Raw genomic sequence first — 19,932 nt, forward strand, 5'->3', positions numbered from 1 at the left:
CGCTGTCCCGTCGAGTCACGGGCTCGGCGCCGGGCGGTTACCCGCACCGCCCCCGTCCCATTCCCGCCCCGTCCCATTCCCGCCCGTCGCGCACCCGGCCCCGCACCCGGCCGGACCTCCCCGACACCGCACCGATCCTCAGACCCATCGGCTGAGTGCCGGCCGGCACACCCGGCGGGGCGGGGTGCGGGCCGACGCTTTCGGGTGCCAGACTGCGAGGCCGGGGCGACCCGGCGGGACACGTGCGGATCGGTCCCGACCGTCGGAGGCCGTGAGCCGGGAGGGAACGTATCGTGGGTGACCAGACCAAGCCCAAGCCGGAGCCGCAGGCCGTGACCGCGGCGATCGACCCTGCCGTGCCACCGAGCGGCCCGGGCTGCGTGGAGTGTGAATCCTCCGGCGGGTGGTGGTTCCACCTGCGCCGCTGCGCGGCCTGCGGCCACGTCGGCTGCTGCGACTCCTCGCCGAGCCGGCACGCGACCGCTCACGCAGCCGCGACGGGTCACCCGGTCATCCAGAGCTTCGAGCCCGGCGAGTCGTGGTTCTGGGACTACTCCAACGACCAGTTCTACGAAGACGGGCCGGAGCTGGCCGAGCCGCACTCGCACCCTCTCGACCAGCCCGCCCCCGGTCCCCGGGGCCAGGTACCGGAGGACTGGAATACCCGGCTGCACTGACGCGACCGGCCGGCCCGGTCGACACCTCCGGCGCCGCGGGTCAGGCGGACCGGCACGTCGCCTCTCGGCGCAGTCGGCACGTCCGAAGTCCGTGACGTGTCTTCGCCATGGTGGGGGAGGGGACACCGGGTAGGGGCGAGGATCCGCGACAAACGAATGCCGGGGGTGGCGCCCCCTGCGCCGCCCGGTGCAGGATGACGGCGTGGACGAGCTCGCCGCCATCCGGGACCCGGGGGAGCGGCCCGTTCGGTCCGGCGAACTGATCAAGGAACGGCAGTAGGCGATCGTCGAGCCGTCGAGCATCCGCCAGTTGCCCGAGGCCGGCTGCTGGCTGGTCAGGCCACGGCGGGCCAGCCACCACCGGCCGGCATCTCAGGGCAGGTCCCTCATGGCCGCGCTCGCCGGTCAGGAGGGCCCTGCTGGCGGCGATGGAGCCGACGGCGCAGATCACGCCGGGCTGACGAAGCGGTGCCCTCGCGCGAGTTCCGTGGCCGTGGATACGCCCGCCTGCTCACCGAGTAGATCATGCGCGATGGGTTCGCGGCCGGGGCGCGGTGACGCTCATGATGTGGCACCCTGGAGCGGTGGGCGACGACAGGATCGACCGGAGCCGCGAACCGTCGCCGCCGTGGCCGCGGCTGCGTGTGGCGGAGTGGGCCGACACCAGGGACACACTGCACATGTGGACCCAGATCGTCGGGAAGATCCGGATGGCGCACGCGCCGGCGGTCAACCACTGGTGGCACGTCACGCTCTACCCTAGCGCCCGCGGGTTGACCACGTCGGCGGTGCCGTACCGGGACGGGGCGTTCGACATCGAGTTCGACTTCCTCGACCATCGGCTGCACCTGCGCACCAGCGACGGCCGTTCCCGGGCCGTGGCGCTGGAGCCCAAGCCGGTCGCGGCGTTCTACCGGGAGACCATGGACGCGCTGGCCGGGCTGGGCGTGCAGACGCGGATCCATGCCGTCCCCAACGAGGTCGAGCCAGCCATCCCGTTCGCCGAGGACGGGGTGCACACGGCGTACGACGGGGCGGCGGCGCAGTTGTTCTGGCGGCAGCTGCTGCAGGCCGAGCGGGTCATCGGGCGGTTCCGGTCCGAGTTCGTCGGCAAGGCCAGCCTGGTGCACTTCTTCTGGGGCGCGATGGACCTGGCGTACACCCGGTTCTCCGGCCGGGCCGCCCCGCCGCACCCGGGTGGCGCGCCGAACTGCCCGCCGTGGGTGATGCGTGAGGGCTACTCCCACGAGCTGGCCAGCTGCGGCTTCTGGCCGGGCGGCGGTGCGGAGGGCGCCTTCTACGCGTACGCCTACCCGGAGCCACCCGGATACGCCGAACGGCGCGTCCGCCCGGACGCCGCCTCCTACGACGACGGCAGTGGTGAGTTCCTGCTCCCGTACGAGGCGGTGGCCGGCTCGCCGGACCCGGACGCGGTCCTTGCCGACTTTCTCCGGTCCACCTATGAGGCCGCCGCCGACCTCGGAGGCTGGGACCGGCGAGTTCTCGAGGCCGGCCCGAGCGGCGGCTAGTGCTGCAACGGCAGGTAGGTGAGTGGACAGCCGAGGCCTTTGTCGTGCCCGAGGCGGGCTTGGTGTTGATGCTTACGGCGCCAGCATGACCAGGACCCGGTGTGTGGCGGGGTGTCCTGACCGCCCGGGTCGCGGCACTGTGCCCTGACCTGGTGCGCACCTGGGCCGGCGGGAGCGGCCCGATCAGTGTCCGGTACGTCTGGCACCCCCGCGCCCGGATCTGGCAGGGGCCGGAGCGCGGCGACCGGTTCATGGCCGAGTTCAAGGAGGAGCAGTTGCCGGCGACCTGAGCCGGCTTCGACGTTGCGCTTGCCGAAAACCTCGTCCACGCAGGTCACGCAGCATGCTGGTACTCGTGGAGGATGCCTGTACCGCTCGGAAACCCGGTTCTGGCCTCTGAGGTGCGGTTCTGTGCGGCCCGGCTAGCCGGCCGTGGGGCATGGTGGCGGGCATGTTCCTGTCTTTCGGGTACCTGATCTTGTGTCAGATCCTGCGGCTGGTGGGCCAAGGCCTGCGCGGCGACCGGTCCAAGGGCATCGAGATTCTCGTGCTGCGTCATCAGGTCGCGGTCCTGCGCCGGCAGGTGGCACGCCTGGACCTGGAGCCGCCGACCGAGTGGTGCTGTCAGCCCTTTCCCGGCTGCTTCCTCGTTCCCGGTGGTCGACGTTCATTGTCACCCCGGCCACGTTGCTGCGCTGGCACCGTGAACTGGTCGCCCGGAAGTGGACCTACCCGCAACGACGACCCGGGCGCCCACCGATACGGGCGGAGATCCGCGCCCTGGTGCTGCGCCTGGCCAGGGAGAACCCGACCTGGGGCCACCGCCGAGTGCAGGGCGAACTCCTCAGGCTCGGTTATCGGGTCGCTCCCAGCACCGTGTGGACGGTCCTGACCGCCGCTGGTGTCGACCCGGCTCCGCGGCGCGGCGGGCCGGCCTGGACAGAGTTCCTGACCGCTCAGGCCAGGGGCGTCCTGGCCCGCGATTTCCTGCATGTGGACACGATCGGTCTGACTCGGGTCTATGTGTTGTTCCTGATGGAGATCGCGACCCGGCGGGTACATGTCCTCGGGGCCACCACGAACCCGGCGGGGGAGTGGGTTACCCAGCAGGCGCGGAACCTGTTGATGGACCTCGGTGACCGAGTCGCCCAGTTCAGGGTCTTGATCCGGGATCGTGACAGCAAGTACACCGCCGCGTTCGACGAGGTCTTCACCACCGAGGGCATCGAGATCCTGCGTACCCCAACTCGGGCGCCGCGGGCGAACGCGTACGCGGAACGGTGGGTACGCACGGTCCGCCGTGAGTGCCTCGACCGGATGCTGATCTACAACCAACGCCACCTACAGGGCAACCTCGGCGAGTACGTGACGCACTACAACGACCACCGACCTCACCAAGGACGACGCCAACACCCACCCAACGCCACCGACGTACCGCCCTCACCGGTCGCCGACCTGACCGCAGCACGAGTTCGCCGCCGGAAGATCCTCAACGGGCTGATCAACGAATACGCCCAGGTGGCGTAGCTGTAACCGACTTTCCGAGGGGTACACGCCAGAGAGCCACCCTCGCGCGTCTTCTACGCGCAGCGGACCAGCGAGTTCCTGAATCTTCCAGGAGACGTGCAAGACGGGCGAAGGCCAGAAACGATGATCGCCAGGCAGGGCAGTGACCGGCAGCACCGAGAATTGGCGGGCAACGTGACATGCCACAGCACCTTGGCCATCAGGCGGGGTCCCGGGTGACGGTGACGCCCTCGCGGCTCGGCAGACGCCGCCGCGGCCGCCGGCCGATCGTCCGGTCGCTCGAATCCCGTACGACCAGCTCCGGATCGAAGACAACTTGGCGGTGCTGGTGGCTGCTGTCCTCGGTCGCCTCCTCGATGAGCAGCTCCGCGGCGGTCCGTCCGAGCAGATGCCGGGGCTGGCGAACCGAGGTGAGTGGCACTGCGGCGGCGGCGGCGAAGTCGATGTCGTCGTAGCCGACGATCGCCACGTCGTGCGGAATCCGCACGCCGCGGCGGGTCATCTCCGGGGTCGCCACGCTGCGGCATTGCTTGAGTCGGTTGAAGCAGCGCTCGACGACGTTGCGGTGCTTGTAGAGCTGCTTGTCGAACACCGGTGGCCGGCCGCCGCGGCTGCCGCGTCGGCGGCGGTTGGCCTGCTGGTCGGCGCGCTCAGGGATGGTATGCCCGATGCCGCGTCGACGCAGGTCGGCCCGGATCGCCTTCGAGCTGTAGCCCTTGTCGGCGATGACGTGGTCCGGGCGGACCCGGGGACGGCCAGGTCCTGACCGCTCGACACGAAGGGCGGCCATGACGTGGTTGAAGCGGGTGCAGTCGTTGACGTTGCCGCCGGAGAGAACGAAGGCGAGAGTCCGGCCCAGGCCGTCGCAGGCGAGGCAGATCTTGGTGGTCAGTCCACCTCGAGATCGACCGAGGGCGTGATCTTGTGGTTCGTCCGATTCTCGGTGCCCCCTTTAGCGCCAGCGGCGTGCTGATGTGCCCGCACGATCGTCGAGTCCACCGACACCAGCCAGTCGATGTCCCCGGCCGCGTCCGCGTCGGCCTGCACCCCGGCCAACATCCGCGCGAACGTGCCATCCAAAGCCCACCTGCGGAAACGCGTGTAGATCGACTGCCAGGACCCGTAGCGGGCGGCCACGTCCCGCCATGCCGCGCCCGCCCGGATCTTCCACACGATTCCGTTGAGCACCCGCCGGTCATCCGACCGAGGCCGACCGCCGGTCACCGCCGACGGCAGATACCGCGACAACGACTCCCACTCGACATCCGACAACTCGTAGCGACGACCCACGCGCTACATCATCCGACACCAAGATCCTTTGAAGACACCGCCTAGGACGGTTGGCTGCTCCCGCTGACGAAGGTGTAGAGCTCTACGATGACGCCGTCCTTGCAGCGGGCGATGTCCATTCCGGTGAAGACGGGCGGTTGACCGGCGGGGCCGTACTGGAAGCCGAGGTGGCCTAGGTCGTCGAGGGCGGAGACGGGGCCGTCGGGCCGGAAGACCCAGCCCGGGGTCTCCGCAAGCAACTCTGTGGCGCGCTGGACGAGCGCCTCGCGGCCTCGAATGACGCGGTCGGGTTCGTGCCACACGACGTCCTGGGCGTAGGTCAGCGCTATGGCCGCGTTGCGGCGCTCGGGGTCCCGTTCGTTGAAGACGTCGAGGAGGTTGCGGCGCATCAGGTCGGCGACGGTGCTGTTCATGGGGTCCTTCGGATTGGCTTGCAGGGTGAGTTGTGGCCCCGGCTGGCAGTCTGACGCTACCTGCCCTACACGCTCAACACTGTTGCGTTTGGCCGATCGGCGCTTCGTCAAGTCAGTAGTGATGAGGAACGGGACCTCTGGTAGATCAACGTGGTGTCGAGCCATGTGATCAAGAACCAGGGGTCCGTTGCAGGAGCAGCGTGTCATCGCGCGGATGATCACGACAGCCGCGGGTGTGTACGCGCCCGGGCATCTGGGTGAGCTGACCCAGATCGTGGACTTTGAGCTGGTGGATGCGGTGCTGGAGGAGACCGGAGCGCGTGAGAAGCGGTTGCAGCTGCTGCCTGCGCGGGTCGTGGTCTACTTCGTCCTCGCGCTCACGTCGCTGCGGATGCCCGTGGCAGCCGGACCGATGGCCGCGACGGCCTCGTCCAGCTGCTGCTGGCGGCGCCCGGTGATGAAGACGTGCGCGCCTTCGGCTGCGAAGCGGCGGGCCGCGGCCAGGCCGATGCCGGTGGTGCCACCGGTGACCAGGGCGGTCTTGTCGTTGAGCTGTGCCATCTGTCGTACTCCTTGGAACTCGGGTGGTGCGGGATGGGTTTCGTGCGTCGCTGACCCGGGCGCTGGGCACGCGGGTCAGCCGGGGTTGGTCAGTGCGCGGTGCGCGGGGTGAAGTGGGGCAGCAGCCCGGCGAGTTCCCGCCACTGCCGCCGGGGCAGGTCCCCACCGTCGGCGGGGTCGGGCCGCAGGACGTGCAGGGTGACGTGGTCCGCCCCGGCGTCCAGGTGGGCCTGGACGCGGCCGGCGACCGCGTCGAGGTCGCCCCAGGCGACCAGGGCGTCGATGAGCCGGTCGCTGCCGCCCGGGACCAGGTCCTCCTCGCCGAAGCCGAGGCGGGCCAGGTTGGACCGGTAGGCGGGGAAGCCGATGAACACCCCGACGCCGTCCCGGGCGGCTGCCCGCGCCCGGGCGGGATCGCGGTCCAGGACGACCGCCAGGTGGGGAGCGATGAGCGGGGCGTCGCCCACGCGCGCCCGCTGGACGGCCGAGTACTCGGGAGTGACCAGGAACGGGTGCCAACCCGAGGTCCGCGCGGTGGCCAGATCGACCATCTTCGGACCCAACGCACCCAGCAGACGCCGGTCGGCCGGGATCGGATGGGGTGCGGCGTCGAGGCCGTCGAGGAACCGGCCCATCGACACGGTGGGCTTGCCGTAGTCCTGGCCGGCGTTGGCGGCGGAATTGGCGTTGCTGACCCCGAGGCCCATGACGGCGCGGGGTCCGTACGCCGCATCCAGCGCGGACCAATGGTCGCCGAGCGCGGCCGGGTCCTGGCCCCACATCGACAGCACACCCAGCGCGACGGTGGCGCGCGGCGCGGCGGCCAGCAGGTGCTCGACGTCGTCCAGCGCCCCCTGGCCGTCCAGGCCCGGGATCCAGAGCGCGGGAAAGCCGAGCTGGTCCAGCTCGGCGGCGGCCTCGCGGACCTCGGGCCGGGCGGCCCCGCGCAGTTCCATGCTCCAGATCCCGACCGTGCCGAGCGTGCGTTTCACGTTGTCCATCTCGACCCCCTTCCGTAGTTCTGTACCGACCGGTACATAAGAAGCTAGCAGGGCCCGGCGCCATTCCCCAAACTTTTGTACCGATCGGTTTCGGCGGCGGTAGTGTTGGTGCCACGAGGGGGTGGACGAGATGACCCAGACCGGACGACCGCGCGGATTCGACACCGAACAGGCCCTGGACCGGGCGATGGAGGTGTTCTGGCGGCACGGCTACGAGGGCACCTCGCTGACCGACCTCACCGCAGCCATGGGCATCAACAAGCCCAGCCTGTACGCCGCCTACGGCAATAAGGAGGGACTGTTCCGCAAGGTCGTGGCCCGGTACGCGGACGTCGAGGTGGCGTACGCGCGCGACGCGCTGGACCAGCCCACGGCCCACGAGGTGGCGGCGGCCCTGCTACGGGACAACGTCGTGGCCCTGACCCGACCGGACCGCCCGGCCGGATGCCTCTCCGTCCAGGGCGGCACCGCCTGCGGCGCCGAGAACGCGGCGATCTCCGAGTTCCTCGCGGCCAGCCGGCTGGCCGGCGAGCAGGCCATCGCCACCCGCTTCGCCCGCGCCGTCGACGAGGGCGACCTGCCCCCGGACGTCGACCCCGCCGCGCTGGCCCGCTTCCTCAGCGTCGTCACCGAAGGCCACGCCGTCCACGCGGCAGCCGGCGCGCAGCGCAGCCAACTGGAACAGTCGGCCGAGATAGCCCTGCGCGCCTTCACCGCCGCGGCATACCACGCCCCTACCGCCGGCGCCCGGTAGACGTTCAGCGTCACCGTGCGTACGCCGGGCCGCGCACCTCGCGCCTCGGCGTCCGGACGTCGCGTCATCCGCCGCCGGCCACGGAGGCGGCCGGAAGGTCAGACCGGGATGTAGATGGAGACTCGAGCCCCGTCGCGTCATTGCTCCGCCAACGCCCTCTCTTGCCGCGAACCGCGCGATACGGAGCGTCGCGGCAGGCGGAGTCAAGTCGGCGTCCCACGATGCGCCGCGTCCGCGAGCACGCTCGCCGTCCCTACCCACCGTCGGGCCGCGCTCCGTGCCGCGGGGGCGGACGGCCCTGCGTTAGACAGACTGTCCCGGCTGAACGTGTGGGTCCATGCGGGTCCGGGATCGGGGAGCACAGTGGGAGCATCCGGGTGCACTGAACGGCGTTGAACTGCACTCAACGGCACCGAACGGCGCTCAACGACATCGCCCCGACCTGCCGCGTTGCATTTTCCCAGGTCAGAGTGGGTGAAGCGTCCTGCTTCACACCGAAGCGCTCACCGGACCGAAGTCGAGAGCGCGGCCGAGGAGCCGATGAACGTCGCCTTCGGTCCGTATCTCGCGACCATCGATCTCGACGAGCAGTGGCTCATCCTCCTTCACCCGGCAGTCGCGGGTCGACCGCCCAATTGGGGCGACGACGTGTAGCAATCGCTGTAGCAACGGCGACAGACGATCGCGTACCCGCACGACATCCACGGACCGTCTGCGCTGCTTGGCCAACATCGCATGCGCCGACCCTACGTCCTCATGGCGCGGGCGGGCGCTGCACTGACCGCTCCTGCGTGGACGCCGAAGCGGCTGGCCTGCTTGCGGGAGGTTGTCCATCAGCTGTGGCCCGGGAAGCCGGGAGAATTCTCCACCTCGGTGGTGGTCATTGGCGCGCCGCCGGACTGGCTTACGAGCGCGCGACACGTTCGCCGGAGAGAGTTCTGCCAGGGCTCAGAGCCAGGGTGGTGGGCCCTCGAAGGTGAGGGTGTGAACGTCGAACAGGACCGCCGCCTCCACGCCCAGCGCCGGCCCGCCCTGGCGGGCCGCCCAGGTGAGGAGCGGCCCGGGCTCGGGGCCGGCCACGCCCAGGCCTCTGGTGTACTCGGCGTGCGCGGCCAGTGAGGCGATACCGCGCTGCAACGGCTCACCGGTGACGTCCACCCCGTGCGTGGGGCGCTCGGCGCCGCCGAAGCAGACGTAGCGCACGCCACCCCAGGGAGACAGCCCCTCGTCCACCAGCTCCGGGAAGATCCACCGGTTGCCCGCGTCCCGCGCGGCGTCCAGCGCAGCCAGCCCCACCGCCCGGTGGTCGGCCTGGTTGGTCATACCGCCCACCATGCGGACGGTGAAGGCGCCCGAGACGATGACCTCGGGCCGATGGCGGCGGATCGCCCGTACGATGTCGCGGCGCAGGTCTGGGCCGTACTCGACGACGCCGTCGCGGTGGTCGAGGAACTCCACGACCTCCACGCCGACCTCCCGGGCCCCGGCGCGCTGCTCCTGCTCGCGCAACGGTGCCGCCTGGTCGGGGCGCATGGTGTCGATTCCTGCCTCGCCGCGCGTGGCCAGCAGGTAGGTGACCTGCTTGCCCTGTGCGGTCCAGCGGGCGATCGCCGAAGCGGCGCCGTACTCGATGTCATCAGGGTGTGCGGCCACCGCTAGGCAGCGGTCCCAGTCCTCCGGCAGCGCCGGTAGAAGCTCGTCCACGGTCCACACCGTACCGACCTCTTCGCCGATTCGACACCGCCGTGTCGGCAACCCGGAGATCCGTCGGGCGAGCGATACTGGGTGGGTGGACCCCGGCCGACTGCACCCGCAGGCGCGGGCGGCGATGCAGGTCCAGCAGCGTGTCCCGCTCACCCGGGCGACCCTGCCGGCGGCACGGCAGAGCATGGTCCAGGCGACTCCGGCGGAGGTCGGCACCGGACCGGCGATCCGGTCCGTGATGACCGTCGACGCCGGCGGCGTACCCGGCCGCCTCTACCGCGACCGCGACCGCGACGCCATGCCGGTGGTCCTCTTTGCGCACGGCGGGGGCTGGGTGATGGGCAGCGTGGACACCCACGACGGGCTGTGCCGGCATTTGGCGGCCGAGTCCGGCTGGGCGGTGCTCTCCGTGGACTACCGGCTCGCCCCCGAGTATCCGTATCCGGCCGCGGTGGACGACATGGTGCGCGCGCTCACCTGGCTGCGCGGACCCGGGGCGGCAAGGCACGGCCTCGACCCGGGCCGGACGGCGGTGGCCGGTGACTCCGCGGGAGGGCACCTTGCGGCGGTGACCGCTCGGCGCGCCCGGGATGCGGGGACACGTCTTGCGGGACAGATCCTCATCTGCCCGGTCATCGACCCGGCGGCCGACTATCCGGCCCTCGACGAGTACGGCCTGGACCGGGAGGAGATGCGGTTCTTCTGGGACGCGTTCGCGCCATCCGGCGTGGACCGTAGGCAGCCGGATCTGGACCCACTGCGGGCCGACCTGACCGGCCTGCCCCCCGCCGTGGTCATCACCGCCGAGCTCGACCTGTTGTCCATCGAGGGCGAACGGTACGCCGCCGGGCTGCTGGCGGCCGGCGTTCCCGTCACCGCAGCCCGGTACCAGGGGCTCATCCACAACTTCCCGCGGAAACTGGCCCTATTCGACGCCGCCCATGTCGCCCTGGCCCAGCTGGCCGCTGTGCTGCACCGTTGGTGAAAGGGTCAGTACGGGCCGAAAACCATATCCGGCAGGCTGAAGCGGCAACCAGGACATTCCCGGCCCAGCCGCGATCAGCCGAGCGGTATGGCGCCGAGAACGCACAGCCCAAGCTCGACCTCACCCAAGCTCGACGAAGCGGACCGATGAGTCCAGCGCCGGCGGGCAGTCTCTGCTAGGTCCGATGTCTCCGATATCCGTCACAGGAGGAAGCATGAGCACCACCGAACGGCGAGGCCCGGTGAAGGCCGCCATCACCGTGTCACTGGACGGCTACGTCACCGCTCCCGGCGATCGCGAGGGCCAGGGGCTCGGCATCGGCGGCGAGCGGCTCCACTACTGGGTGATGGGCGGCCCGTGGACCTACGAGACGGAGCGCGAGCCCGGCGCCGGCATGACCGACGCGGACCGTGCGTACTTCGACGCGCTGCTCGAGGGGACGAGCGCCGGCCTGTGCGGCCGGGGCATGTACGACAGCGCCGGGGCCTGGGGCGGCCGGAATCCGTTCGGAGGCACCATGGTCGTGCTCACCCATCGCACCGCCGACCAGCCCGACCCGAGCACCGGTTTCCTCATGGTCAACGGGTTCGAGGAGGCGTTGGCGGCGGCCCGGCGGGCGGCGGGCGACAGCGGCGTCGCCATTGGCGGGGGCGCTGACATCATCCGGCAGGCGCTCACGGCGGGGGTGATCGACGAGCTAGGCATCACTACCGCTCCGGTCGTCCTCGGCCGGGGAAAGCGGCTCTTCGAGGGCTTCGACCGCGATATCGACCTCAAGATCCTTGCGGTCCACCACTCGCCGTACGCCGTTCATGTGCGGTACGCCGTCGTGCGTTGATCCCGTCGTGGCGGGGAGGCCCACCCGCAGGGCACGCAGGGGTCGACGAACCGGGGGCGCGCCCGACGGCGGTCGCGGATGCTGTTGGGCCGTCAAGACCGGCAGTGGCTCTGGGCTCGTCTCGGTCACACGGCTGCGCCGGAGCCTGGCAGCGGGTCGACGTCGTTTGCGTGCATCGGCTCGCCGCAGTGGGCGCTGCGTAGGTCGACACCGCTGACCTCGCCGCACGCGTGGTGGCGGTACAGCACTGGCGGGCCAGCCTCGCCCGCGAGCCACTTGTCTCCCCAGCCGGTCATGACCATGAGCAGGTCGACAAGCTCGCCGCCCTTCTCCGTCAGGACGTACTCGTAGCGCGGTCGCCGGTCGTAGGGACGGCGCTCGAGCACGCGAGCGCCAGATGGGTGGCGCCCACCACGCCCAGCGCCGCCAGGGCCGGGTCGGGAAGAAAGGCGAGGGCGGGTCGGGACATGCCGGCGGTGTCCTCCAGGTAGCGCAAAGGTCGGGCAACTCTAACCCGGTGGATTTTGCACAAGGGACGGTCGAACGGGTTAGGCGATGGAGCTGCGTCATCTGACGTCGGAGTTGCGGACGCTCGCGGACGGGGTCGTCGCCTCCGGTTTGCCGCTCGGAGGCAAGCCAGGCAAGGCTCTTGACGAGGCCTACGACAACCTTCGAATCGCCGCAAAGGCTCGCCTTCATCTTGATGCAGCTCGGCGCCCTGACTGACCCCGCTGCGGCGGACCGCGCAGACGGCGTACCTCCTGCTCGGGCTGGTCGTCGCAGCCGTCGTGGTCGCGACCCTGCGACCAGACTCCGCGGCTGGCACGTTGAACCTGCGCCCCGGTGCCGAGATCCGCGACGAATGGGACAACGGCAACCGGGGGCTCGGGATCGTCAACATCGTCGGGAACGTCGCGATGTTCGTCCCCGTGGGATGGCTGCTGCGCGTGGTGCTGCCGCAGGCGGGGGCGGCGGTCGCGGCGGGTGCGGGCCTGTCGCTGCTCATCGAGCTCGGCCAGTTGCTGTTGAGCCGCGCCGCCGACGTCGACGACGTCATGTTCAACTCGTGCGGGTGCGCCCTGGGCGTCGGGATCGCCGCCGGGTTCACCCGGCTTCGTACACGGGCCTCGTAGCCGGGCCCAAAAACCCGGCTTTCGGCGCCCAGAAACCCGGCTTTCGGCCGGTGGGTGATCGGCAGCGGAAGGTTCGGTGAATTGGGCCGTCTTGAGTTGCCGGGTGTGGAGCGAGCACTGCAGGGTCTGGGGAACGACCGCCCCCCCACGACGGAAGTGCTTGCCTGTGCGTCTACTGGCGTTCCTCGCCGCCCTTGTTGCCGTGTTCCTCGTCGCCGCTCCGGCGCAGGCCCACGTCCGCGCGACCTCGGTCGCGGTCGACCTGCGCAGCCAGGGCGACGGCGTCGCGGCTGTCGTCGACGTGGAGTACGACGTCCTCGCCCGGCTGCTGAGTCTCGACGGTGCCCTGAGCCCGGACGCGGTCGGCGTGGACGGCGCGGCCGCCGAGGTGCCGACCGAGGTGCGGCGCAGCTCGCTGGACGCGCACGCGAGCGACGTGGCGGCGTACGTCGGCGGGCGGCTGCGGCTGAGCCGCGGCTCGATCGGGTGCACCGCTGAGGACGACGCCCGCGTCGAACTCGCCGACTCCGGCGCGGTGCGGGTCGCGCTCGCCTACGACTGCCCGGCGTCCGGCGCGCTCACCGTCCGCAGCGACATCTTCCGCGTCTCCGACGGCGTCATCGACGACACCACCACGATGGTGGCCTACGACATCGACGGCCGCCGCGGTTCGACGTTGCTCGACACCGCCCGCACCAGCGTCACGGTGGGGCGCACCGACCTGCTCAGCGAGATCCCGCGGTTCGTCCGGCTCGGGGCGGAGCACCTGCTCTTCGGGCTCGACCACGTGCTGTTCCTGCTGGCGCTGCTGCTGGGCGCGAAGCGGCTGCGCGACGTCGTCGAGGTCGCCACGGCCTTCACGGTCGCACACTCGGTGACCCTGGTGCTGGCCGCGATCGGCTGGGTCAGCGTGCCCGGGTGGATCGTCGAGCCGCTCATCGCGCTGTCGATCGCGTTCGTCGCGCTCGACAACCTGCTCTCGCCGAGGACGAGCCACCGGCTGCCCGTGGCCTTCGGCTTCGGGCTGCTGCACGGGCTCGGCTTCGCGGGCGCGCTCAGCGTCGACGGGCCGCTGTCGGCCTCGACGCTGGCCGACCTGGTCTCCTTCAACGTCGGCATCGAACTCGCCCAGTTGACGATCATCGCGCTCACCTTCCCGGCGCTGCTGTTCCTGCGCAGGGCCGCGACCACGCCGGTCGCCGCTCGCGCCCTCACGCTCGGCACCGTCGCGGCGACCGTCGCCGTCGCCGGTGCCGGTCTGGTCTGGTTCGTCGAACGCTCCCCGCTCCTGACCTGACACCCACCTCCCGCCCCCACCCCGAAGGATCCCGATGTCCGCGTTCACCTGGACACGCGCGCGCCTGCGCGTCGTCCTGTACGCCACCACGCTGGGGCTCGCCGCCAGCGTCGTGGCGGGCCCGCTCACGTCGTACGCGGCGGCCGCCATCGACCCGCCGGAGGCCACCGTCAGCGGCGTCGTGTACGTCGACGCCAACGGCGACGGCCAGCGCAACCCCGACGAGGTCGGCCTGGCCGGCGTGCGCGTCTCCGACGGCAACGTCGCCACCACGACCGCCGCCGACGGTTCCTACTCGCTGACGATCTCCATCGACCGTCGCAAGACGGACATCGTGTGGGCCGGCCAGCCGCGGGGCTACCGGTTCGGCCTGGACCAGTACAAGGAGCCGAGGTTCTGGGCCAAGCTCGGCCAGCTCGCCGACGACGCCACGCCGACCGCGGACTTCGCGCTCGTCCGTGACGACCTCTCCGACGGCGACACCTTCTCCTGGGCCAACATCGCCGACCCGCACGTCAACGCACAGCTGCCCGACCAGATCCGCGAGATCAACTCCACGGGCACCGACCTGCGCTTCATCGCGGTCAGCGGCGACCTCACCAACGACGCCAGCCAGGGGCAGTTCGACACGTATCGTCGCGGCACCCAGCAGTCGGCCGTCGGCGTGTGGCCGGCCGTCGGCAACCACGAGTACGCGAGCGGGTCGGCGTACGCGGACAAGATCGACAACTATCGCAAGAACGTCGGCCCGGAGTGGTACTCGTTCAACTACGGCAACCGGCACTTCGTGGTGCTCGAGAACAACGGCTCGGCGCCGTTCGACGAGGAGCTGAACTGGCTCAAGGACGACCTCGCCGCGAGCGTTCCGCTCGACGACGACCCGACCAACGACATCGAGGTCGTCGTCCTCACCCACCAGCCGATGAACGTCCCGTTCGGCTCGCCGTCGACGTACGACGCCTTCGGTGACGTGCTCGAGCACTACAAGGCGCAGCTGATCCTGGTCGGCCACGAGCACTCCAACCACGTCGAGAACCACTCGGCGTTCGCCTCGACCGCCAAGCACATCCAGACCGTGTCGAGCTCCTACACGATCGACAACGCGCCCCGCGGCTTCCGCTACATCCACATGGCGGGTCCGGGCTTCGACAACCCGTTCCGGATGTACGGCGAGAACGAGCACCTCACCATCGTCAGCCCCGCGCCGGGCTCGAAGGTGCCGGCGGCGAAGTTCCCGGGCATCCAGATCAACGCCTACGACACCGGCGACGAGGTCGTCTCGGCGCGCTACCGGATCGCCGGCGACAAGAACTGGATGCCGCTGCACCACAGCGGCGAGTTCACCTGGCAGAGCAACCTGCCCGACAGCCTGCAGACGGTCGGTGAGCACAGCATCGACGTGAAGGTGGTAGACGCGGCGGGCAAGACCTGGACCAAGTCGGCGGACTTCACCCTCACCGACGAGCCGGCGCTCGAGCCGGTCGCCGGCGGTGACTGGGACCAGCACCACGGCAACGAGGCCCACTCCGGTGTCGCGCCGGCGCAGGAGGCCGGCCGCCGCCTGGCCTGGAGCTTCCGCACCAACGGCACCTTCCTCACCGGGTCGCCGGTCATCCACGACGGTGTCGTCTACGCGGGCACCCGCGACGAAAACGGCGACGGCAACAGCCGGATCCACGCCGTCCAGCTCAAGAACGGCAAGGAGCTGTGGAACGTCGAGGTGCCGCAGTCGATCCACGGCAGCCTCGCCTACGGCGACGGCCTGATCTTCGCGCCGACCCTCGGCTCGGAGCTCTACGCCGTGGACGCGGTGACCGGCGAGCTGCGCTGGAAGGCCGTGCCCGAGCAGGCGCCGGCCCCGAACAACCAGCGCACCTACGGCTACTACTCGCCGGCCGTCTCCGGCCACACCGTGCTCTGGCCCTACCAGGCCCGCTTTGGCATTGGCAGCCAGGGCGTTCTCAAGGCGCTCGACACCCGCACCGGCGCGCAGATCTGGGCCTCCCCGATGTCCGGCGCGACCATGAGCGACGGCACGCCCGCCGTCATGGACGGCACCGTGTACGTCGGCAACGAGACCGCCGACCGCGTGCTCGCCTACGACCTGGCCACCGGCGCCCGGAAGTGGACTGGAGCCGAGTCGCTCGGCAGCTGGCAGGACGGCGTACCGACCGCGGCCGAGGGCAAGGTCTTCATCGGCGCCAACAACGGCATCGCCGCTCGTGACGCCAAGACCGGCGCGACGCTGTGGACCTACCGGAGCTCGCGCTCCTCGCTCGTCTCGAGCGGCTCGACCCCGAGCGCCGCGGCCGTCAAGGACGGCGTCGTCTACATGGGCTTCCCGAGCGGCGCCGTCGTCGCCCTCGACGCCCGGACCGGCAACGTCTTCTGGGAGCGGGTGCTGCCCGGCGACATCTACCACGGTGGCGTCATGTCCAGCCCGGTCGTGGCCGGCGACACGCTCTTCGTCGGTGCCAACAACGGCAAGTTCTACGCCCTGGCCACCGACACCGGCCAGATCCTGTGGAGCCACGAGATCGGCACCTGGGTGGGCGCCGGCCCGGCCGCCAGCGGCAACACCGTCGTGACGGGCGCCTGGGACGGCAACCTCTACGCCTACGTGCCGGGCGGCGAGTCCGCGCAGCGCTGGGCGACCGTGACCGGCACGGTCAGCGACCCGGAGACGGGCGCTCCGATCGCCGGCGCGAAGGTCACCGCCGTCGCCGCCGGCCAGGACACCGCGGTGACCAGCACCGACGCCCAGGGCCACTACCGGATCGGCCTGCCGGAGTCGACCTGGACCGTCACGGCGGCCAAGCGCGGCCTGATCGCCGACGACCGCTCGGCGGCCAGCGTCACGGTCGGCACCACCGGCAACGCGACGGCCGACCTCAAGCTGATCAAGGTGACCCACCCGGTCGCCGGCAAGTCGACGTACGCGCCGGACTACGGCAACGGCAGCACGCGTACGGACGTCGTCACCGGCAAGGAGTACTACTACCTGGCCAACGACAAGATCCGGGCGTCCGTGACGCCGTACGCCGCCGGCAACAACGGCGTCGGCGGTCTGGGCCAGGGCGCGCTGTCGGACCTCATGCTCAACGACGCCAACGGCGCCGAGACCCTCGACTGGGGCGAGATGCTGCTGCGTCCGAGCCTCACGCCGCCCGACTCGTGGGACCGGCCGAACGACCAGCTCGACCTGCCCGACCTCGCGGTCGACGGCGCTGCCGTGGTCGGCAACGGTCAGTACCGGGCGAACCCGGCCATCAAGGCGCAGGTCCGCTACGAGACCCTGCCCGACGCTCCGATCGTGAAGATGACGGTCAAGCTGACCAACACCGGCACGACGGGCTACCAGGGCTACTTCAACTACATGATCGACCCCGACAGCTCGGTCGACAACGGCCGGATCCCCGGGTTCAGCGGCATCAACCCGGGTCTGAAGACTTCGGGCTGGACCGGGAACTACGTCTACGTCGGTGCTGACGCGGCCACCACGAACGGCCAGGCCGCCCACGGTCTCGCGTGGGCACTGGACATGCCGACCGCGGTCGGTGCGTACGGCTACGTCGAGGGCCTCTACTACGACGCCACGATGGCGCCCGGTGCGACCAAGCAGTTCAGCTTCTACCACCTGACCGACTACGCGACCGCCGGTGGCGACCCCACCCGCAACATCGCGAACTGGGCCGACGAGATCGACCTGCACGACGCGGCCGTCCCGGACGCCGCTCGCGCGGCCGGCACGATCACCGGGGGCGGCGCCGCCGTCTCCGGTGCCCGGGTCGCCCTCGAGCAGGCCGGCACGGTGGTCGCGACCACGAGCACCGACGCCCAGGGCAAGTACCTCGTCAAGGCCCCGACCGGTCAGTACGACGTCCGGGTGTCCAAGCTGGGCTACCAGACGGCCACCGGCACGGTCACCGTGCCGGCGGTGGGCAGCGGCGTCGCCGACGTCGCGCTGAGCCCGGTCACGGTCGAGGCGAGCTACGGCAAGCAGATCGGCTCGGGTCTGGTCGAGGCGGGCTACGGCGACGTCATGCTCGAGAACGACAAGCTCTCGATGGCGATCGCCGACGCCTACAACGACTCGCAGCTCTCCGGTGGCACCCGCGGCAAGCCGGTCGACATCGCCGTCCGTGGCATGGCCGACCAGTTCGACTGGATCAACCTGCCCTACGTCTCGGCAATCCAGCCGACCGGCGACAGCGCGTGGGACAACCGGTCGGTGGCGGCGACCGACGTCCAGATCGTGCAGGCGACCGGCGACAAGGCCGTCGTCCGGGTGTCCGGGCCGGTCAAGGGCTTCACGGGTCTGACGGCGACGACGACGTACACGCTGAAGCCGGGCGACAACTTCGCCACGGTCTCGACGGAGCTGAGCAACTCCGGCTCGGCTCCACTCAGCGTGTGGACCGGTGACGCGATGGACCACGACGCGGCCGGCCAGGCCAGTGTCATCCCGGGCGCCGGCCTCGTGACGCCGGGTGCGACGGCGGCGTACGCCCCGACCAAGCCGTACATCGGCATGACCGGGACCGACCCGCAGGTCTTCGGTCTCGTCTACGGCACGCCGGCCAGCGCCTTCGACGTCTACGCCGCGGGCAACTGGGTGATGAGTCGGTTCAACGTCGACGTGCCGGCGGGTGGCTCATACACCCTCACCCGCAAGCTCGTCGTCACCCCGGGCACCGACGCGGTGGGCATCCTCGACGGCGTCCCCGCGCCGTAACACACACGCACCCCACCGCACGGGGCCGGCCCGGACTCCAACCGGGCCGGCCCCGTGCGCCGAGCCGCCAGAACAATGCGGCGGGTCACGTCAGGTGGACCGCATCACCACGACGGTGCGGGCGCCGATCGAGAGGCGTAGTGGTGCCGCAGGTCGACGTTCGTCGAGAGCTGCTCAATTCCCCGCTCTTTCAGCCGCGGGCCGAGCCGACGCCCACTGTTCCGGCTGGCGCGGTGGCGTCCAGCATCCGGACGTCACCGCGCCATCGGTTGGCGCCTCTTGTTGCAGGTCGGCACGATCAAATTGTCAGCAGAGGGCCTCTCGCCGGCCTTCGTGGACTGTTCGGTGGCCGCTCAGTTGGACGCCAGTCGTGCTGACAGGGACAAACAGCTCAGCCCTTGGTCTCGCGAGGGTCGCGGCTACGGGGATAGGTGTTCTTCTCGCCAATGGTGCCGTCTTTCTTCTTGATCACGTGCTCGACGTCGCGCTCAGTCGCCGTCTGCCGGCCCGCGGCTTCCGCTTCTGCCTTGGTGTCGTGCACCGTGCTCGCGCGCTGGTTGCCCTCCGGACGATTCTTCCACTGCCCATCCTCGTAGTACGTCTCGATGTCGCTCTTCGCCATGAGTCGTGGCCTCCCTGGTCGGCGTGGTCAGTCACGACTATCTGCCCAAGCCGGATCCTCCCCCAAACGTCTGTCGCACGGCTCTGCGACGACAGCAGTCGAAGGGATGATCCGGGAGGAGTGTCGGACGCCGAAATCTGGTACAGCAGGATCGAGGCCGTCGCATCGGGCAGCAGCGAGGCAGCAAGAAGGCATCGCGAACCTCGATCAGGGTCAGCCCCGGATGGCAGGGAACGCTGGCCACCGGGACGTGGCCAGGGCGTGGAGAACAGCGGCCGTCACGTCGGGGCCGCCCACCCGGACCGCATACCAAGCATCCATGACCCGCTCGCGCCAGCCATCGCGCAAGAGTTTGGCCACGTCGGATGCGGTGAGGGCTTGGCTCGCAGCTGCGATGTCCGAGAGCAACTCCGGCCCCTGCCCGACCGCGTTGAGCCGCATCATATCGAGGTAGACGGGCGCGACGTGACGGACAGCCAGGTCGTCAATTCGAGGAAGTGCAGGTCCAGCAGGGCAGGTACAGCAACCGTGTCGCCTCGGAGCCGCCCGACCAGACCTCATCGTCCTGGTTCACCTCGTGCCCACCCTTACCGGCTTTGGTTGCCGAGTTTGAGGTCAAGGGGTGGACCCTCAGCTCTTTTGATCCGACCGGGACTCGCGGAGCTGTAGGTTGCGCCATCCACGGGCCGCCCGGTGGAAGATCGGGACGACAGCGCTACCGCCGGGTCACGGGCCGCCACGCCAACTCCTGCGGGGTCGGTTCGTCGCCTCGAGCCCGACCAGTCCCTGTCGCTGCTGGTTCTCTCGGCCACGCGGGGCGGCGAGAGTTACGAGAAACCGCAGCTGCTCCTCGTTTGTCACGGCCG

18 protein-coding genes and 1 pseudogene are annotated in these 19,932 nt (G+C 70.4%); 11 read left to right on the top strand and 8 right to left on the bottom strand.

Going from position 1 to position 19,932, the window contains the following annotated elements; translation table 11 throughout:
* Positions 1–293: 293 nt before the first annotated feature.
* The 4 genes from ACTWO6_RS14425 to ACTWO6_RS14440 all read left to right on the top strand — a co-directional run bounded on the left by ACTWO6_RS14425 (position 294) and on the right by ACTWO6_RS14440 (position 3,733).
* A complete protein-coding gene (locus tag ACTWO6_RS14425; protein ID WP_446220120.1) occupies positions 294–677 on the top strand; it encodes a UBP-type zinc finger domain-containing protein in 384 nt (127 codons plus the stop codon).
* A gap of 584 nt (positions 678–1,261) precedes the next feature.
* The gene (locus tag ACTWO6_RS14430; RefSeq protein WP_446220121.1) at positions 1,262–2,206 is read left to right on the top strand and encodes a DUF5996 family protein; all 945 of its coding nucleotides are present in this window, start codon (positions 1,262–1,264) and stop codon (positions 2,204–2,206) included.
* A gap of 101 nt (positions 2,207–2,307) precedes the next feature.
* A complete protein-coding gene (locus ACTWO6_RS14435) occupies positions 2,308–2,496 on the top strand; it encodes a hypothetical protein (protein ID WP_446220122.1) in 189 nt (62 codons plus the stop codon).
* Between the two features lie 328 nt (positions 2,497–2,824).
* Positions 2,825–3,733, top strand: a complete 909-nt coding sequence (locus tag ACTWO6_RS14440) for an integrase core domain-containing protein (RefSeq protein ID WP_446220123.1) — start codon at positions 2,825–2,827, stop codon at positions 3,731–3,733.
* A 199-nt stretch (positions 3,734–3,932) separates the two neighbouring features.
* On the opposite strand, the gene ACTWO6_RS14445 is transcribed toward ACTWO6_RS14440, so the two are convergent.
* From ACTWO6_RS14445 to ACTWO6_RS14455, 3 genes are read right to left on the bottom strand one after another with little or no spacing between them, the layout of a single operon-like run.
* The gene (locus tag ACTWO6_RS14445) at positions 3,933–4,625 is read right to left on the bottom strand and encodes a substrate-binding domain-containing protein (protein ID WP_446220662.1); all 693 of its coding nucleotides are present in this window, start codon (positions 4,623–4,625) and stop codon (positions 3,933–3,935) included.
* Positions 4,622–5,023, bottom strand: coding sequence for an IS5 family transposase (locus tag ACTWO6_RS14450; protein ID WP_446220124.1), 402 nt, complete (start codon positions 5,021–5,023; stop codon positions 4,622–4,624). The genes ACTWO6_RS14445 and ACTWO6_RS14450 overlap by 4 nt, the downstream gene beginning before the upstream one ends.
* Before the next feature lie 41 nt (positions 5,024–5,064).
* Positions 5,065–5,436 carry a nuclear transport factor 2 family protein gene (locus tag ACTWO6_RS14455; protein WP_446220125.1) on the bottom strand — a complete coding sequence of 124 codons (372 nt, stop codon included), beginning with the start codon at positions 5,434–5,436 and terminating at the stop codon, positions 5,065–5,067.
* Positions 5,437–5,650: 214 nt separating this feature from the next.
* Between ACTWO6_RS14455 and ACTWO6_RS14460 the strand changes: the two are divergent.
* A pseudogene (locus tag ACTWO6_RS14460) lies at positions 5,651–5,758 on the top strand (hypothetical protein); the annotation flags it as partial.
* 38 nt (positions 5,759–5,796) lie between these two features.
* On the opposite strand, the gene ACTWO6_RS14465 reads toward ACTWO6_RS14460, so the two are convergent.
* Positions 5,797–5,997 (bottom strand): SDR family NAD(P)-dependent oxidoreductase, encoded by a 201-nt coding sequence (locus ACTWO6_RS14465; RefSeq protein WP_446220126.1) that lies wholly within the window; start codon positions 5,995–5,997, stop codon positions 5,797–5,799.
* Positions 5,998–6,086: 89 nt separating this feature from the next.
* Positions 6,087–6,998, bottom strand: a complete 912-nt coding sequence (locus ACTWO6_RS14470) for a TIGR03620 family F420-dependent LLM class oxidoreductase (RefSeq protein WP_446220127.1) — start codon at positions 6,996–6,998, stop codon at positions 6,087–6,089.
* A gap of 130 nt (positions 6,999–7,128) precedes the next feature.
* On the opposite strand from ACTWO6_RS14470, the gene ACTWO6_RS14475 reads away from it, so the two are divergent.
* Positions 7,129–7,752, top strand: coding sequence for a TetR/AcrR family transcriptional regulator (locus ACTWO6_RS14475; RefSeq protein ID WP_446220128.1), 624 nt, complete (start codon positions 7,129–7,131; stop codon positions 7,750–7,752).
* A gap of 948 nt (positions 7,753–8,700) precedes the next feature.
* Here the strand turns inward: ACTWO6_RS14475 and ACTWO6_RS14480 are convergent.
* Positions 8,701–9,456, bottom strand: coding sequence for a PIG-L deacetylase family protein (locus ACTWO6_RS14480; RefSeq protein WP_446220129.1), 756 nt, complete (start codon positions 9,454–9,456; stop codon positions 8,701–8,703).
* An 85-nt stretch (positions 9,457–9,541) separates the two neighbouring features.
* On the opposite strand from ACTWO6_RS14480, the gene ACTWO6_RS14485 reads away from it, so the two are divergent.
* The gene (locus ACTWO6_RS14485; RefSeq protein ID WP_446220130.1) at positions 9,542–10,441 is read left to right on the top strand and encodes an alpha/beta hydrolase; all 900 of its coding nucleotides are present in this window, start codon (positions 9,542–9,544) and stop codon (positions 10,439–10,441) included.
* A 214-nt stretch (positions 10,442–10,655) separates the two neighbouring features.
* On the top strand, positions 10,656–11,279 hold the full coding sequence (locus tag ACTWO6_RS14490) for a dihydrofolate reductase family protein (protein ID WP_446220131.1): 624 nt from the start codon (positions 10,656–10,658) through the stop codon (positions 11,277–11,279).
* Between the two features lie 125 nt (positions 11,280–11,404).
* Here the strand turns inward: ACTWO6_RS14490 and ACTWO6_RS14495 are convergent, their stop codons facing one another.
* Positions 11,405–11,665: a winged helix-turn-helix transcriptional regulator gene (locus ACTWO6_RS14495; protein ID WP_446220132.1), complete on the bottom strand. Its 261-nt coding sequence runs from the start codon at positions 11,663–11,665 to the stop codon at positions 11,405–11,407.
* 402 nt (positions 11,666–12,067) lie between these two features.
* Here ACTWO6_RS14495 and ACTWO6_RS14500 point away from each other — a divergent pair, with 402 nt between their 5' ends.
* The 3 genes from ACTWO6_RS14500 (at position 12,068) to ACTWO6_RS14510 (ending at position 18,444) form a co-directional block, all read left to right on the top strand.
* Positions 12,068–12,412, top strand: a complete 345-nt coding sequence (locus ACTWO6_RS14500; protein WP_446220133.1) for a VanZ family protein — start codon at positions 12,068–12,070, stop codon at positions 12,410–12,412.
* Positions 12,413–12,578: 166 nt separating this feature from the next.
* Positions 12,579–13,709 carry a HupE/UreJ family protein gene (locus ACTWO6_RS14505; protein WP_446220134.1) on the top strand — a complete coding sequence of 377 codons (1,131 nt, stop codon included), beginning with the start codon at positions 12,579–12,581 and terminating at the stop codon, positions 13,707–13,709.
* A gap of 34 nt (positions 13,710–13,743) precedes the next feature.
* A complete protein-coding gene (locus tag ACTWO6_RS14510) occupies positions 13,744–18,444 on the top strand; it encodes an outer membrane protein assembly factor BamB family protein (protein ID WP_446220136.1) in 4,701 nt (1,566 codons plus the stop codon).
* A gap of 391 nt (positions 18,445–18,835) precedes the next feature.
* Here the strand turns inward: ACTWO6_RS14510 and ACTWO6_RS14515 are convergent, their stop codons facing one another.
* Positions 18,836–19,066, bottom strand: a complete 231-nt coding sequence (locus tag ACTWO6_RS14515; RefSeq protein WP_446220137.1) for a DUF2188 domain-containing protein — start codon at positions 19,064–19,066, stop codon at positions 18,836–18,838.
* Positions 19,067–19,932 lie beyond the last annotated feature (866 nt).

The sequence above is a fragment of the Micromonospora sp. IBHARD004 genome (genome assembly GCF_052814115.1).

Bases quoted from the DNA above. Each gene is read 5' to 3' on its own strand.
- ACTWO6_RS14455 (WP_446220125.1), bottom strand. From the start codon at position 5,436: ATGAACAGCACCGTCGCCGACCTGATGCGCCGCAACCTCCTCGACGTC.
- ACTWO6_RS14465 (WP_446220126.1), bottom strand. From the start codon at position 5,997: ATGGCACAGCTCAACGACAAGACCGCCCTGGTCACCGGTGGCACCACC.
- ACTWO6_RS14470 (WP_446220127.1), bottom strand. From the start codon at position 6,998: ATGGACAACGTGAAACGCACGCTCGGCACGGTCGGGATCTGGAGCATG.
- ACTWO6_RS14475 (WP_446220128.1), top strand. From the start codon at position 7,129: ATGACCCAGACCGGACGACCGCGCGGATTCGACACCGAACAGGCCCTG.
- ACTWO6_RS14490 (WP_446220131.1), top strand. From the start codon at position 10,656: ATGAGCACCACCGAACGGCGAGGCCCGGTGAAGGCCGCCATCACCGTG.
- ACTWO6_RS14510 (WP_446220136.1), top strand. From the start codon at position 13,744: ATGTCCGCGTTCACCTGGACACGCGCGCGCCTGCGCGTCGTCCTGTAC.
- ACTWO6_RS14515 (WP_446220137.1), bottom strand. From the start codon at position 19,066: ATGGCGAAGAGCGACATCGAGACGTACTACGAGGATGGGCAGTGGAAG.